This window comes from Crocosphaera sp. (assembly GCF_030064895.1).
GTDB lineage: Bacteria > Cyanobacteriota > Cyanobacteriia > Cyanobacteriales > Microcystaceae > Crocosphaera.
Map to the genome: position 1 here is coordinate 1 of NZ_JASJEB010000074.1, position 14,977 is coordinate 14,977.

A 14,977-nucleotide genomic window follows, 5' to 3' on the forward strand; every position below is an offset into this window, starting at 1 on the left:
GGTGACAGCAAAATCAGTTAATCCTAAATCTATTCCAATGGCCTTACCTTCTGTTGAGGTTTCTGGTTTCTCTAGACCATCATCAACTGTAACTGAAGCATAGTATTTGCCATCACTGTTTTTTGAGATTGTAACTGTCTTAATAGTTCCCTCAAAATCTCGATGACGGCGACAATAAACTTTACCTATCTTTCGATTTAGTTTAAGGTAATCACCTTCAAACTTAACATTAGCAGGATAACTCATGGATTGCCTACCATGCTTTGATTTGAATCGAGGGAATTTTGCTCTTTTCTCAAAGAAATTTTGGTAAGCTCGTGAGAGATTTAAGGCGACAAATTGTAAACACTGAGAGTAAGCATCACTGAGCCAAGGATATTCCTTTTTAAGTCCTGGTAAAAGACCCTGAATAGCCCCTCTGCTCAAACTTTTTCCCGTCTTTTGATAAGTTTTCTGGCATAGTTCTAAAGAATAATTCCAATACCATCTACAACAACCAAAAGCTTTCGCTAATGCTTGCTGTTGCTCAGTATCAGGATATATTCTGAATTTATATGCCTTGTACATTATCGGTTACTTGAGCGAACGATAATATTGTAACACAAGAAAGAAGCATAAGGACACTTCGTGGTTTATAGCAACCGCCAAGGCAATTAGGACATTTTTTCAAACTCAAACCTAATAGCATCCAGGTTTTTACCTCCTGCCTCCTGCCTCCTGCCCCCTGCCTCCTGCTATATTTATTGATTTGCATTCATCCCCACCTAAAATATTGATATTTTTTGAGAATTTATAGGTGGGGACTTCTGTAAACATTTTGTTAAATTGTTATCATGTTGCAGTGCAAACAATTGTTTTATCCCAAATCACGGGGAGGTTGTGACAACCACTTACCCGTACGTTTAGCGAGGGTCAACAATCCGTAAATCATTAATAAATATAGAGCGGCGAGGAATAGTGTGATCACAGGCATCTTCTTGTCTTCAAGTTATTATGGTAATGGTGGACATCGTGTTATAATCAACGGGTTGAGATTCTATTTGAGTATCCCAAATCAACAGTAGTTATAGATTCTACTGCCTTATTATCATAAGCAACAAACTAAGTCCAGAACGGACTTGTTGTTACTCTATTTCACCTTAAAAGAACTATTACAAGTACTGACTCTGCTCGATCGCAGGTCAATGACTGCTAATTCCCAGTTCTTTTTTAGAGTCGTAACTCTTCAAGGTAATTGCTTAAGCTGTCAGCACATTAGGCTAACTACTTCCCCTGTTAGAAATTTGCCTCAGAATGTTAAGTTATCTATCAGCTTTCTAGAACAGAGGGGTAAATTCTTAAAACCCTTACTACTAACTTAACACAAGAATTGCCAAATGGATAATTTTTTTCCTGATTTTAGGAGGGTTTGACCTGTTGTTTTCGAGAAAATTGCCAATTAAGTTTCCTTGTCTGGAAAGGTTAGCTTAAAATAAATACAAGAATATGTAAACTTTCGTAACTGAAAAACCAGGTTTAACTAACCGCATGATCTCAACAACCTCTTTCTTTTCCCCTGTAGAAAACGATTTACACCTATTGACAGACAATCTCAAACGCTTAGTGGGGGCGCGTCATCCTATCCTTGGGGCAGCAGCCGAACACTTATTTGATGCTGGTGGTAAACGCGTTCGTCCGGCAATTGTTTTGTTAGTGTCACGGGCAACGATGCTAGACCTTGACATTACTTCTCGTCATCGCAGACTGGCAGAAATTACAGAAATGATTCACACTGCTAGTTTAGTCCATGATGATGTGGTAGATGAGGCAGCTTTACGGCGCAATGTGCCAACGGTTAACAGTTTGTTTGATAATCGTATCGCTGTGTTAGCAGGAGATTTTCTTTTTGCCCAATCTTCTTGGTATTTAGCTAATCTTGATAACTTACAAGTGGTTAAGTTACTCTCGGAAGTCATTCGCGATTTTGCCGAGGGAGAAATTTTTCAAGGGATTAATCGTTTTGATACCAGTTTAACTCTGGAGGCTTATTTAGACAAAAGCTACTACAAAACAGCTTCTTTAATGGCAAATAGTGCTAAGTCTGCTGCCATTTTAAGCGATGCTTCTAACGAAGTCATAGATAGTCTTTATAACTATGGCAAATATTTAGGATTAGCTTTTCAAATTGTGGATGATATCCTCGATTTTACCTCACCAACTGAGGTATTGGGCAAGCCTTCTGGTTCAGATTTAATCAGTGGCAATATTACGGCCCCTGCTTTATTTGCGATGGAGGAAAAGCCTTATTTAGAAACTTTAATTAAACGGGAGTTTAGTGAAGAGGGAGATATAGAGGAGGCTTTATCTATTATTAATGAAAGCCAAGGTATTGAGCGATCGCAAGAATTAGCTGCTTACCATGCCAAACTTGCTCTTAAACAGTTAGCTTGTCTCAAACCTTCTCTATATTGTCAGTCTTTAACTGATTTAGTTGACTATGTTTTGAGTCGTCTTTATTAAGGGTTTATTGCTTTTTTTTGTTTGTGTAGACAAGTATCCTTGTTTAAAAATTGTTTTGAAAAAAATTTAGGTTAATTAATAACTTTTTTTAACCATTACCTTGTCATGGGCTGAGGGTGTTTGCTATTTTAAGAGAATTGGCAATTATTTACTGAATCTCTTTTAATCTGAAAGTGTCTTACGCCCTTGACTTTGGTACCAGCAATACTGTAATAACTCGTGTCAACCCAGTGACACAAAAACCGGAAATTATCAAACTTCCAGGTTGTTCTCAGCAACTGGGAAATAATCCTCCTTTAATTCCTAGTTTAATCTATGTTGAAAATGCTAGTACAAACGATGTTTTAGTTGGTCAAACTGTTCGCGATCGCGGTTTGGACTTAGCCAATAATCCACGCTTTTTTAAACAGTTTAAGCGAGGTATTGGCGCAAATATTCAAGGATTTTTACCAGAGTTAGATGGTAGTCATATTACTTTTGAAACAATAGGTGAATTATTTTTAAATAGGGTTATTGAACAGTTAAAAAATGAGTCTGTTAATGAGATAGATTCATTAGTTTTGACGGTTCCTGTGGATAGTTTTGAAACATATCGTCATTGGTTGGGTAATGTTTGTCAAGGCTGGAATATTGAACAGGTTAGACTCTTAGATGAACCAACGGCTGCAGCTTTGGGATATGGAACAACAGCAGAAGAATTATTATTAGTTTTAGATTTTGGTGGGGGAACGGTTGATTTATCTTTGGTGAAGTTAGGAACAGAAAATTTACAAAAAAATCAAGGCTTTATTTTAAAATGGGGTCAAAATTTATTTGGAGAAAGTAAAAGTCAAAAGCCTAAAATTGCTCGTGTTTTAGCTAAATCAGGTTCTAATTTAGGGGGATCTGATATTGATAATTGGTTAATTAATTACTTTTCTAAGACTCAAAATATTCCTATTTCTTCCTTAACATTAAGATTAGCAGAACGCTTAAAAATCAAGTTATCTTCTCAAGTAAAAGCTAACGAAGTTTATTTTAACGATGAAACCCTAGACAGTTACGAGCTAGGGTTAGATAGAGACGGGTTTGAAAGTATCCTAAAAGAAGAACAGTTTTTTGATAAGTTAGATGAGTTAATGACTCAAGTTTTGCAGCAAGCAAGACGCAATGGTATCGAAAAAAGAGATATTGATGGTATTTTATTAGTGGGGGGAAGTGTACAGATTCCTGCTGTACAAACTTGGGTAAAACAATACTTTGATGAATCAAAAATTAAATGTGATCGCCCTTTTTCTGCTATTGCGGAAGGTGCGTTAAAATTAGCCCAAGGATTTGAGGTCAAGGACTTCTTATATCATAGTTATGGTATCAGATATTGGAACCGTCGTAAAAAGTGCCATAGTTGGCATTCTATCATTAAATCAGGCCAATCTTACCCCATGAATGAACCCATAGAAATTAAGTTAGGTGCATCCATCGAAAATCAACCCAGTATTGAGTTAATTATAGGAGAATTAGGGTCAGAAACTGGGGGAACTGAGGTATATTTTGATGGAGATAGGTTAGTGACTCGTTCTCTAGGAAATGATAAGAGTAATGTTCAACCTTTAAATGATCGAGATGGAGCTAGAACTTTAGCAAAATTAGATCCTTTAGGAATGCCTGGAAGTGATAGAATTAAGCTACAATTTTGGGTGGATGAACAAAGATTTTTGAGGGTAACAGTTGAGGATTTGTTAACACAAAATAGTTTAGTTGACAAGCAAATTGTAGCAGAATTAAGCTAGAAGTTAATCAGTTATTCGGTTTTAATGAATTCTTAATTGATGTTTAGCTTAATATTATTCTTTCACGCTTTACTAAGGCTTAGATTATATTGATTCTCGCTATTGATATAAAAAACCCTATAATAATAATTGGCACTTCTTTGATCACTTCTAAATATAAAACATAGCTATTTGATTATAATTAAAATTAATATAGCCTTTCTCGGACTCATGAAGTACACCTAATATCTAACTCCGAATTCCGAACTCCGAACTCCAAACTCCTAAAACTAGAAAACTCTGTACCTCACAAGTATGAGAAGTGCTATATCATCCCTGATTAACTATTTATGGATTAGGCTAAGAATGAGCCGCACTCAAACTCATAGAGAATCATTTTTCTTAATTTTAAATGATTCTCTATATATTTTAGAGAATCATCATAAAATTACATTAATAGTGTAATTTATTACACTAATATCCTAGCATTTTTTTCTTCAAAAATGCGCTCAATAACTTCTTCTACCACCTTATCAGGAGTTGATGCACCCGAGGTTACACCAACTACAATTTTACCCTCAGGTAGCCAATTTTCCTTAGTTTCTATCTCTTTTTCTAAGGGTTTATGTTGAATTTTGTTCCCTGATAAAATACGTTGATCGCTATCAATATGATAGGAAGGAATACTTTTTTCTACAGATATCTCTTGTAAATGAGTCGTATTAGAAGAATTAAACCCACCAATAACTACCATTAAATCAACATCTTCCTCAACTAAATTTAACATAGCATCTTGACGTTCTTGGGTCGCATCACAGATGGTATTAAAACTCATAAAATGCTCATTTAATTCAGTGGGGCCATACTTTTTAAGCAAGGTAGTTTCAAACAGTTTACCAATTTGTTCAGTCTCACTTTTTAACATAGTGGTTTGATTAGCAACCCCCAATCTTACTAAATCTTTATCGGGTTCAAAACCTTGAGAATGAGCATTTTTAAACTTATCTAAAAACTCCTCTTTATTGCCACCATTGAGCATATAATCACAGACATATTGAGCTTCTTTTAGGTTTAAAACCACTAAATAAGTTCCTGCAAACGAACTTGTAGCAACAGTTTCTTCGTGACGATATTTACCATGAATAATAGAAGTATGAGCTTTTTTCTTGTGCTTTTCTACAGAGTTCCAAACTTTAGAAACCCAAGGACAAGTAGTATCAACAATAGTGCAACCTTTATCGTTTAATAACTGCATTTCCGTTACACTTGCCCCAAAAGCAGGTAAAATAACCACATCTCCTGCTTCTACCACTGCAAAATTTTTATTCCCATTAATCACTTCAATAAAACCAACATTCATCTCCAATAAACGTTGATTAACCGAAGGATTATGAATGATTTCATTGGTTATCCAAATTTTTTCTTGAGGAAAATGTTGACGGGTTTCATAGGCCATTGCAACAGCCCTTTCTACTCCCCAACAAAAACCAAATGCTTCCGCTAATTTAATAGTAACATTTCCTTTTTGCCATTGATAATTATTCTCACGAATTTGTTGAATAAGAGAACTTTGATACTCTGTATTCATGGTTCCCATGACTTCAGTTTCATGGCCAAACCCTTTACGGTGATAGTTGTCGGACTTTTGTAGAGATCGTTTAAAAGCTTTTGTATCCATAGAATGAGGTAAGGTTAATTCTCTATTAATTCAAACCCCGTCATTAACGAGGAGGTTATACCTTATCTTATCTCAATTCAAACCCCGTCGTTAACAACGGGGTCTTATAGGTCTTGTTTAAGTTTGATTTATAATCAGTAAGATAGCTTTATATATTTTGACAAGTAGTCTGCTTGTGGTACAATCTCAACAACGTTCAATGATATTGAAAACTTACTAAATTTTTCTTAGACTATTTTTGTTATTGCTGTTGATAATTTTCTCTACTTTAGTATTAGCAAAAGTAGCTAATATAATAATGGGTTCAGAATTTTAAAAATTCACTGAAAAAACGAGCGTATCGAAAAATTGGGTTTAAAACTTCCCCCTTTTAGATGGAAAAGTAATTTATGAAAAGTGTCATCAAATATGCCCTAGTCCATGAGTGGTTAACCCCTAAAGCTACAGGGGGTTCAGAATTAGTCGTCAAAGAGATTCTCAAGCATATTAAAGCCGATGTTCATGCCTTAATTGACTTCGAGTCCAGCAACCCTGAGAGTTATCTTTATGGGTGTACTATTGGTCACACCTTTCTCCAAAATTTTCCCTTCGCTCGTAATGGGGTACAAAAATATTTACCATTGCTCCCCTTGGCTATGGAACAGCTAGACTTAAGAGAATATGATGTCATCCTTTCCTCCTCCCATGCAGTAGCCAAAGGAGTCTTAAGCAGTCCCCAACAACTCCATATTTGTTACTGTCACACCCCTATGCGCTATGCTTGGGATCTAACCTTCGACTATCTTAACCATTCTCGGGTAGGAAAAGGAATACCCGGAATTTTCACCCGTTACCTATTACATCGTCTCAGACAATGGGACGTTATTTCCGCCAACCGTGTTGATTATTTTATAGCCAACTCCCATCATACAGCCCGTCGTATCTGGCGTTGTTATCGACGGGAGGCCAAAGTCATTTATCCCCCTGTAAATATCGAAAGATTTCCCTTTAGCTCAGAGAAACAAGACTTTTACCTCACAGTTTCTCGATTGGTCAGTTATAAAAAAATAGCGTTGATCGTGCGAGCTTTCAATCAATTAGGTTATCCTTTAATTATTATTGGTGATGGTCCTGATCTGCCAAAAATTCGTCAAATGGCTCAAGGGAATATCAAAGTCCTGGGAGCGCAAAACGATAAAGTGGTAGAGCAATATATGACTCAAGCCAAAGCATTCGTTTATGCTGCCTGTGAAGACTTTGGGATCGCCCTAGTAGAAGCACAAGCTTGTGGAACGCCTGTTATTGCCTATGGAGGAGGAGGTGCCTTAGAAACCGTAATTGATATTCGTCAAGATCGCGATCAAGGGACAGGGATTTTCTTTTTCCCTCAAACCCATCAAGCTCTGGTAGAAACTGTTGAAACTTTCTCTGGGTTTCAGCATCAAATTAAACCAGAGAGTTGCCGCAATCAGGCGGCAAAATTTACTCCCAAAGTCTTTGAAACGTCTTATCTGGCGTTTTTAGAGCAGTGTTATCGGCACTTTACTAAAACAGTTCGATAACTAAATTTTCAATTATTGTGATCTCTACTGCTATGATTTATTTCATTGGCGTTTAAGATCATGATCCGTGTGGTGTGATGTGATGTGAAGGAGTAAGATGACTGCTAATAGCCAATTTATTGCTGTTAAGGCTATACAAGCTTTGACAAGAAGAGGTTTACCGACCTCAGTTTCCCAAAGAATTGATCACAAGGCTGACTCGGGAAGCATACTCAACGATCAAATGGTTAAGAGAACCTTTGATATTGTCTTTTCCCTGGCGGTGCTGATTATTTTCTCACCTCTTTATTTCTTGCTGGGATTCTTAATTGCTGTGAGTTCCCCAGGTCCAATTTTTTACTGTCAAGAGAGGGCAGGTAAAAACTTTAAAAAGTTTAAATGTATTAAATTCCGAACCATGGTGCAGAATGCCGATGAGGTTCTAGAAACCATGATGGCTAACTGTCCAGAAATGCGGGCTGAGTTTGAAGACAACTTTAAACTGAGAGAAGATCCCCGTATTACTTGGATTGGTAAATTTCTGCGTCTGACCAGTTTAGACGAATTTCCCCAATTCTGGAATGTTCTCAAAGGGGATATGAGTGTAGTCGGTCCGAGACCCTTAGTGCCTGAAGAATTGTGTAAGTATGGCAGTAAGATTGAAAAGGTGCTTACTATTCGCCCTGGAATTACTGGATTATGGCAGGTTTCAGGACGGAATGATATTCCTTATCCTCAACGAGTACAAATTGATGTTTACTACGTCAATTACCGTAATTGGTTGATGGATATCTGGATCATTTTAAAGACTATTGGAGTGGTTCTATTTCCGAAAAACAACGGTGCTTATTAAATATACACTACAATGACTTTATAGCCTCACTAATCAGCTTTCTCTACTCTAGAGGAAGCTTTATTTTTTGGCTGAGGTGCTTCCCAAATTGTAGGCACACCTTGTCATTGTAAAGTAAAGTATGTTATTAAGACTCAAGCAGATTAGACAACTTAATGAATTTTTTCTCAAATTTATAGGATAACTAAACGATGACTCAAACAAAACGCGCCCTAATCACTGGTATTACTGGACAAGATGGTTCTTATCTCAGCGAGTTTTTATTAGAAAAAGGTTACGAAGTACATGGAATTATCCGTCGAACCTCAACTTTCAATACTGATCGCATCGATCATATGTATGTTGACCCCCACCAAACCAATGCTAACTTATTTCTCCACTACGGAGACTTAACCGATGGCACGACCCTAAGACGCATCTTAGAAGAAGTAAAACCCTTCGAGATTTATAATTTAGGAGCCCAGTCTCACGTTCGCGTCAGTTTTGACTCCCCAGAATATACCGTCGATTCTGTGGGTATGGGAACCCTCCGCATCTTAGAAGCGGTTCGAGACTATCAACAAAGAACCGGTATCGAAGTCCGTTTCTATCAAGCCGGTTCTTCGGAAATGTTCGGTAAGGTTCAAGATGTACCCCAAAAGGAAACCACCCCCTTTTATCCCCGTAGTCCCTACGCTTGTGCCAAAGTGTACGCCCATTGGCAAACCCTAAATTATCGCGAATCTTACGATTTATTTGCCTGTAACGGTATTCTCTTCAACCACGAATCCCCTCGTCGTGGAGAAACCTTTGTGACTCGCAAAATCACCCGAGCGATCGCTCGCATTGTGGCTAAAACCCAGAAAAAACTCTATTTAGGAAACCTCGACTCAAAACGGGACTGGGGTTACGCTAAGGACTACGTCAGAGCAATGTGGTTGATGCTACAACAAAATGAAGCTGATGATTATGTTGTGGCTACAGGAGAAACCCATTCTGTCCGAGACTTCCTCAAAATTGCCTTTGAATACGTTAACCTCAACTGGGAAGACTACGTAGACTTCGATAAGCGTTATTTACGCCCGGCCGAAGTAGATTTATTGATCGGTGACCCCAGCAAAGCAAAAACAAAATTGGGATGGGAACCTTCTGTCACCTTTGAGCAGTTAGTTCATCTGATGGTAGAAGCAGACTTGGCAGCTTTAGGACTCTCTTCTCCTAATGAAACATCTAATGACAAAGTGTTACTCTTCAAGGATAATGCTTATGTACGTCAACCGATGAGTGTCATGGTGGACTAAATTGAGGCAGTGAGTTGTTAGTTAGAGGTTAAGTTAGTTCTTGACCAATAATTATCAACAACTGTTCACTTCAGGGATCAAGGGAGTATTCAAGACAATGCTAGATTTAACGGACAAAAGAATTTTAGTAACCGGTGGGGCTGGTTTTCTCGGTAAACAGGTGGTTAACGAGTTGCTGGCCGCCGGCGCACAACTAGAAAAAATTACCATTCCTCGATCTCGTGATTGTGATCTCAGGAAACTCGATCATTGTCAACGGGCAGTCCAACAACAAGATATTGTTGTTCATTTGGCTGCCCATGTGGGAGGGATTGGCTTAAATCAGGTGAAACCGGCTGAATTGTTCTACGATAATTTGATGATGGGCGCACAGTTAATTCATGCTGCCTACGAAGCTGGAGTAGAAAAGTTTACCTGTGTGGGAACTATTTGCGCCTATCCTAAGTTTACCCCTGTTCCTTTTAAAGAGGATGATCTTTGGAATGGTTACCCGGAAGAAACCAATGCGCCCTACGGGATCGCCAAAAAGGCGTTATTGGTTCAGTTGGAATCCTATCGTCAACAATATGGGTTTAATGGTATTTATTTACTGCCAGTTAATTTATACGGTCCAGAAGATAATTTTAATCCCAACAGTTCCCATGTCATACCTGCTTTAATTCGTAAAGTCTATGAAGCACAAAAAGAAGGGAAAAAAGAACTTCTTGTTTGGGGTGATGGTTCTCCGACTAGAGAGTTTTTATACTCTAGCGATGCAGCACGAGGCATCGTTATGGGGACTCAATTATATAATGATCCCGAACCTGTTAATTTAGGAACCAATGAGGAAGTTCCTATTAAATATTTGGCTGAGTTAATTTCTGAGTTAATGGGGTTTGAGGGGGAACTTGTTTGGCAAACAGATAAACCCAACGGTCAACCCCGTCGTTGTTTAGATACACAAAGGGCCAAAGAAAAGTTTGGTTTTGTGGCTCAAATGGAATTTAAACAAGGATTAAAAAATACTATTGACTGGTATAGAAATAATCCACAATAAAAGATAAACTATTCACTGATAACCTTTGAGGAGACTCTATATTAATAGGCTTATTCTGCTATAAAAAAAATACTTTCTTGGCTAGAATAATTATATTTTTCTGTGGAAAAGAGCCTAAAATTTTATTGTTAACTCAAATCTTGCACTTTCGGTAAAACTAGCTAGTTTATAGAGGGAACAGGGAAAAAGATTTATTTTGACTGTAATTTAACTGATTGAAAATTTATTTTCTTTGTTTTCTTGTTGAATTTTTATATACTGGTGCAAGATATCAGTTTCTTCTTATTAACAAAACTGACTAATATTTAGTATTTTCTATCGCCAAAAATTCAACAACAATCTATCAACGAAAAATAACAATTGTTATGACTTCAGAACACAGAAAAAATAGCCAATTGGAATGGCGATTAAATCCAGGTTATTTAATGGAAAGAGGATCAGATTTAGAGTCAACTATCATTTTCTTTGGTCGTTTTCTAGCTGACCGCAGTTCTCAAGATCCCCTACCAGAAAAAAGTTTATTTTGTGAACAAGGAACCTTTGAATGGGGAGATACACCTCCATTGGAAAAAGTTATTAATTCCTCAGAAGACTGGAACTTTCTTCTGCAAAATCCGCAACTTTTTCGTCGTTCTTTATTCATTGTTGAACCTTGGGATCATGTGGGAATTAATGCTCTCAATGAAACAGTTAGAGCTTCCAAAAATATTGCCTTCTTAGCTCAAAAAATTGCTGATTGTGACTCCATTTTATTTCCTCTTTGGCACACAGGAACCCTTGATTTACAGTCAGTTATTCCTGTTTTATCCGCTAGTATGGCAGTGATTTTAGAAGGGGGTAATGCCTCAGTTCACAAACCAGATGAATGGACTTATCCTAATTGTAGCAGAGAAGATATGTTGACATTTGTTGAACAACTTCTCCTATCCCGTTCTCCTCAAAGTGCGCCTGTAATTATGATTTGTGTTAGTCATCAATTGGCAGCAGAAAGCCATATTAGACTAATCCAAAATGCAGTTAATGATGTTATCAATACTGAAAACATTACCTCCGATGAAGACGATGAAGCCTTGATTTCTCTCAAATCTGTTTGTGAAAAAATTCGCTCAGTTGGGGAAAATCTGAAAATAGAAAAACGGGACGGTCGCATTGTTGCTCAAGGATGGAATGATGTCAATTTTGCGGTGGTTCTTAATGAAGATAAAGAAATCGGCGAACGTTATTTATTGCCCTATAAAACCCCCAAAGCTAAAAATTCAACCATTCCTCTTGAATTACTCAAAGCACATCAAGTGATGGCTCATGAATATGAGGGAATTATTGATCAAATGATTTTAGAACATGGCCGAGATGTGGATATTTCTATGTTTCACTACGATGAAGTTAACGAAGAAGCAATTCTCTTTGCTAACTGGGCTTATATTACCCTCCATAATGCTATTGTTCCTCATCGATATGTCATTGCTGGTAGTCATCTTTCTTGGTTATTACAGTTACCTTATTCTGTGGAAATTTTAGCCTCTACTGAAGCCAACGGCGAAATTTTAACGGAATGTTCTTGTACTTGTATTAACTACAAAGATTTTGAAACTAAGAAAATTCGCCGTTCTTTTACTTGTCAGTTTCATCCAGAACTATTAAAAGATTTGCGTGAAATTGGTAAGCGTCCTGAACCTTCTTATGCAGAACTTAAAGAAAGTGATGGGGTTAGATTATTGGTCAGATTGCTTTATCATGGAATGCAAGAATAGAGGATACTAAATTATTATGCTTAAGCCAATTAGAGAAAGAAAACTACGCCATTTATTCAATATTTTAGATCGTAATCATGACGGGGTACTCAGTAGAAAAGATTTTGAGCAAGTTATTGAGGAGATTACTAATCTTAGAGAATGGAAATGGGGAACCTCCGAATACGAAGAACTGCATTTTTTCTGGATGGGGTTTTGTAATCGTTTAGAAGTTTGGGCCGACCGCAATGGTGATGGCAAAATTACGGAAACTGAATGGTTATGGTATTTAGAACAAATGCTGGATCGTTTTTCAGCGTCTTATGTTCAAAAAGCTTTTATTAATATTAGCTTAAAAGTCATGGATTTCAGCCAAGATAATCAAGTTAGTCTCGATGAGTTTAAACAATTTTATCAAGTCTATGAAATTGACCACAAAGAAGCTACTGATGCTTTTTTACACTTAGACTTAAATCAAGATGGATATTTGACGAAAGATGAATTAACTACTTTATTTCAGGAATTTTTTTACAGCGAAAATCCTAAATCTCCTGGTAATTGGTTATGGGGAAATTTTGATAAATAGGGAACATATCATTGATAGAGAAAAATAATTCCTGGAGTTTGAGGGGGTGAAGGGCGGTAAAATAACCAAAATCTTAGTTATATTGTAAAATTAAATTAAGAAATTTTAATAAACTATCTATTTTGTGCTATGGATCAAACGTCATTAAACTTAGTAGCGATCGCCGTTTTTGCCATGACTCTATCGGCGTTACTGAGTCCTGTATTAAATATATCTCCTTTTATTCCTGCGGCCACCACATTTGCTATTTTAGGGTTAGCTACTGTTGATAGTTTTAGTTGGGAAGGCAAAGGGTTAACCTTATTTTTGGACTTATTTACTTCTTCTGAGGAACGTCAACGCATTATTCATCATGAAGCAGGACATTTTTTAGCAGCGTACTGTTTAGGTATTCCTATCACGGGTTACACCTTAACTGCTTGGGAAACCTTTAGACAAGGAGAAAAAGCTGGAATAGGAGGGGTACAGTTAGATTTTAGTCTCTTATCTGATCAAGAAAAAATTAGTAAAAACCCTTTAATTGTGGAGCGTACTTTTACTGTTTTAATGGCCGGTATTGCCGCGGAAAAAGTCATTTATAATAATGTTGAAGGAGGGGAAGAAGATAAACAAAATTTACGAGAACTTATCAAACTTTTAGGGCTTCGTGCTGACATTTATCAACAAAAAGAAAATTGGGCATTGCTACAAGCAAAAAATTTACTTGTTCGTCATCAAACCGCTTATGAAGGGTTAGTAAAATTGATGGAAAAAAGGGCATCAGTTGAGGAATGTCAAAAGTTAATTAGAGAGAAAATGAACTAAACTATGACAATTTTAAGATTGATCTTTGGTCTATTATCTTCTTCTTTCTTGTCATAATCTAAAAAAGCTCTATAATTAGAGCATAGCCATGAATTAAAAATTATTAATCAACTTTGGCATCAAGCTAGTAATATAAATTTTGGATTTTCAGTGCTATAAATGCAGTTTTGGGGGTTTATAGGGTGGTTAGCTGTATTGCTTAATGGATTAACAGTTGTCAAATTTAGGAAGAAAATAACTAATTGGTGGTTCTATTTTGGATCAAGTGACAATGTTTGATAGAATAGAAAACAATAAGTAAAAGAAACTAAAAGAATATGAACTTGTTATTAGCAACCGCCGGACAATTCCCAACCTATTTTGTCATCGTTTATGTTGTGGGTTTCATAGCTGCTGTGACCATTGGTTCCATTGCTTGGTACAATTCTAAACGTCCTGCCGGCTGGGAAAATGCACAAAAACCCGATTACATTCCCGATGTAGAATCAGAGGAAGCGGCAGATAGTAATTCATAAATTAGCTGCTTACACTTTTCTGAAAAACAATTGAATCATCCCTGAATTATTATTGTGAAGTCTTCAAAAATTGATCAGTTATTACAAGACTTGAAAAAAATGGATGAAGTAGCCCGACAAAGGGCTACAAGTGAACTATGGCAACTATGGTTTACAGAGAAAGGAGAAATTGGCCGAGAATTATTGCGACGATCGCAGTCTTTTCTAGACCAGGGAAATTTCCAAAAAGCTGAAGCATTACTAACAGAAACCATCGAAAACTATCCTGATTTTGCTGAAGCTTGGAACCGAAGAGCTGTACTTTATTTCTCTCTAGAAAAGTACGAACAAGCGCAACAAGATTGTGAACAGGTGATCCAATTGATCCCCTATCATTTTGGAGCCTTACACGGTTTAGGGTTATGTTTATTAGCCTTGGGAAAATACCCAGATGCGATCGCAGCCTTCCGTCAAGCATTAGAGGTGCAACCCCATGCTTTAATCAATCAAAAATTAATTCTGGAATGCACCGCATTGCTTTGAGCCTCTCCTGGCTGAAGCTCAGGAGATTCATAACGAATCCCTGTCGGGATGGTTATTATCTTGTTTTCACAAGTTCCCAGGCTCACCACGTTTGCCTCAAAGGGCGTAGTGATATTTCCTTAAACCCTGCCAATTCAGGTGTTGGGCGTGTACTTTCCGAGAGTCCCCCGGTAGGTTTTTAAGTCTTGTACTGACTAACTTTATTT

At 37.1% G+C, this 14,977-nt stretch carries 13 protein-coding genes; 11 read left to right on the top strand and 2 right to left on the bottom strand.

Annotated elements, in window-relative coordinates:
* Positions 1 to 567, bottom strand: a 567-nt coding sequence (locus QNJ66_RS16055; protein WP_300508657.1) for an RNA-guided endonuclease TnpB family protein, incomplete at its 3' end; no start/stop codon positions are given.
* Positions 568 to 1,527: 960 nt separating this feature from the next.
* Here QNJ66_RS16055 and sds point away from each other — a divergent pair.
* Positions 1,528 to 2,499, top strand: coding sequence for a solanesyl diphosphate synthase (sds, locus tag QNJ66_RS16060; RefSeq protein ID WP_300508659.1), 972 nt, complete (start codon positions 1,528 to 1,530; stop codon positions 2,497 to 2,499).
* 173 nt (positions 2,500 to 2,672) lie between these two features.
* Complete coding sequence (locus QNJ66_RS16065; RefSeq protein ID WP_300508661.1) at positions 2,673 to 4,268, top strand: Hsp70 family protein; 1,596 nt, start codon at positions 2,673 to 2,675, stop codon at positions 4,266 to 4,268.
* A gap of 448 nt (positions 4,269 to 4,716) precedes the next feature.
* On the opposite strand, the gene QNJ66_RS16070 is transcribed toward QNJ66_RS16065, so the two are convergent.
* Positions 4,717 to 5,925 (bottom strand): 4-hydroxy-3-methylbut-2-enyl diphosphate reductase, encoded by a 1,209-nt coding sequence (locus QNJ66_RS16070; protein ID WP_300508663.1) that lies wholly within the window; start codon positions 5,923 to 5,925, stop codon positions 4,717 to 4,719.
* Between the two features lie 389 nt (positions 5,926 to 6,314).
* Between QNJ66_RS16070 and QNJ66_RS16075 the strand changes: the two genes are divergently transcribed.
* From QNJ66_RS16075 to QNJ66_RS16115, 9 genes are all read left to right on the top strand, one after another.
* The gene (locus QNJ66_RS16075) at positions 6,315 to 7,466 is read left to right on the top strand and encodes a glycosyltransferase (RefSeq protein ID WP_300508665.1); all 1,152 of its coding nucleotides are present in this window, start codon (positions 6,315 to 6,317) and stop codon (positions 7,464 to 7,466) included.
* A 97-nt stretch (positions 7,467 to 7,563) separates the two neighbouring features.
* Positions 7,564 to 8,298 carry a sugar transferase gene (locus QNJ66_RS16080; RefSeq protein WP_300508667.1) on the top strand — a complete coding sequence of 245 codons (735 nt, stop codon included), beginning with the start codon at positions 7,564 to 7,566 and terminating at the stop codon, positions 8,296 to 8,298.
* A gap of 191 nt (positions 8,299 to 8,489) precedes the next feature.
* Positions 8,490 to 9,578, top strand: a complete 1,089-nt coding sequence (gmd, locus tag QNJ66_RS16085; protein WP_300508669.1) for a GDP-mannose 4,6-dehydratase — start codon at positions 8,490 to 8,492, stop codon at positions 9,576 to 9,578.
* Between the two features lie 97 nt (positions 9,579 to 9,675).
* Positions 9,676 to 10,614 (top strand): GDP-L-fucose synthase, encoded by a 939-nt coding sequence (locus QNJ66_RS16090; protein WP_300508671.1) that lies wholly within the window; start codon positions 9,676 to 9,678, stop codon positions 10,612 to 10,614.
* Between the two features lie 365 nt (positions 10,615 to 10,979).
* The gene (locus tag QNJ66_RS16095; protein ID WP_300508673.1) at positions 10,980 to 12,365 is read left to right on the top strand and encodes a hypothetical protein; all 1,386 of its coding nucleotides are present in this window, start codon (positions 10,980 to 10,982) and stop codon (positions 12,363 to 12,365) included.
* A 16-nt stretch (positions 12,366 to 12,381) separates the two neighbouring features.
* Positions 12,382 to 12,930, top strand: a complete 549-nt coding sequence (locus tag QNJ66_RS16100) for an EF-hand domain-containing protein (RefSeq protein WP_300508675.1) — start codon at positions 12,382 to 12,384, stop codon at positions 12,928 to 12,930.
* 129 nt (positions 12,931 to 13,059) lie between these two features.
* Positions 13,060 to 13,734: a hypothetical protein gene (locus QNJ66_RS16105; protein ID WP_300508676.1), complete on the top strand. Its 675-nt coding sequence runs from the start codon at positions 13,060 to 13,062 to the stop codon at positions 13,732 to 13,734.
* 317 nt (positions 13,735 to 14,051) lie between these two features.
* On the top strand, positions 14,052 to 14,249 hold the full coding sequence (locus tag QNJ66_RS16110) for a hypothetical protein (protein WP_300508677.1): 198 nt from the start codon (positions 14,052 to 14,054) through the stop codon (positions 14,247 to 14,249).
* A gap of 54 nt (positions 14,250 to 14,303) precedes the next feature.
* Positions 14,304 to 14,771 carry a tetratricopeptide repeat protein gene (locus QNJ66_RS16115; RefSeq protein WP_300508679.1) on the top strand — a complete coding sequence of 156 codons (468 nt, stop codon included), beginning with the start codon at positions 14,304 to 14,306 and terminating at the stop codon, positions 14,769 to 14,771.
* The last annotated feature ends 206 nt before the right edge of the window (positions 14,772 to 14,977 follow it).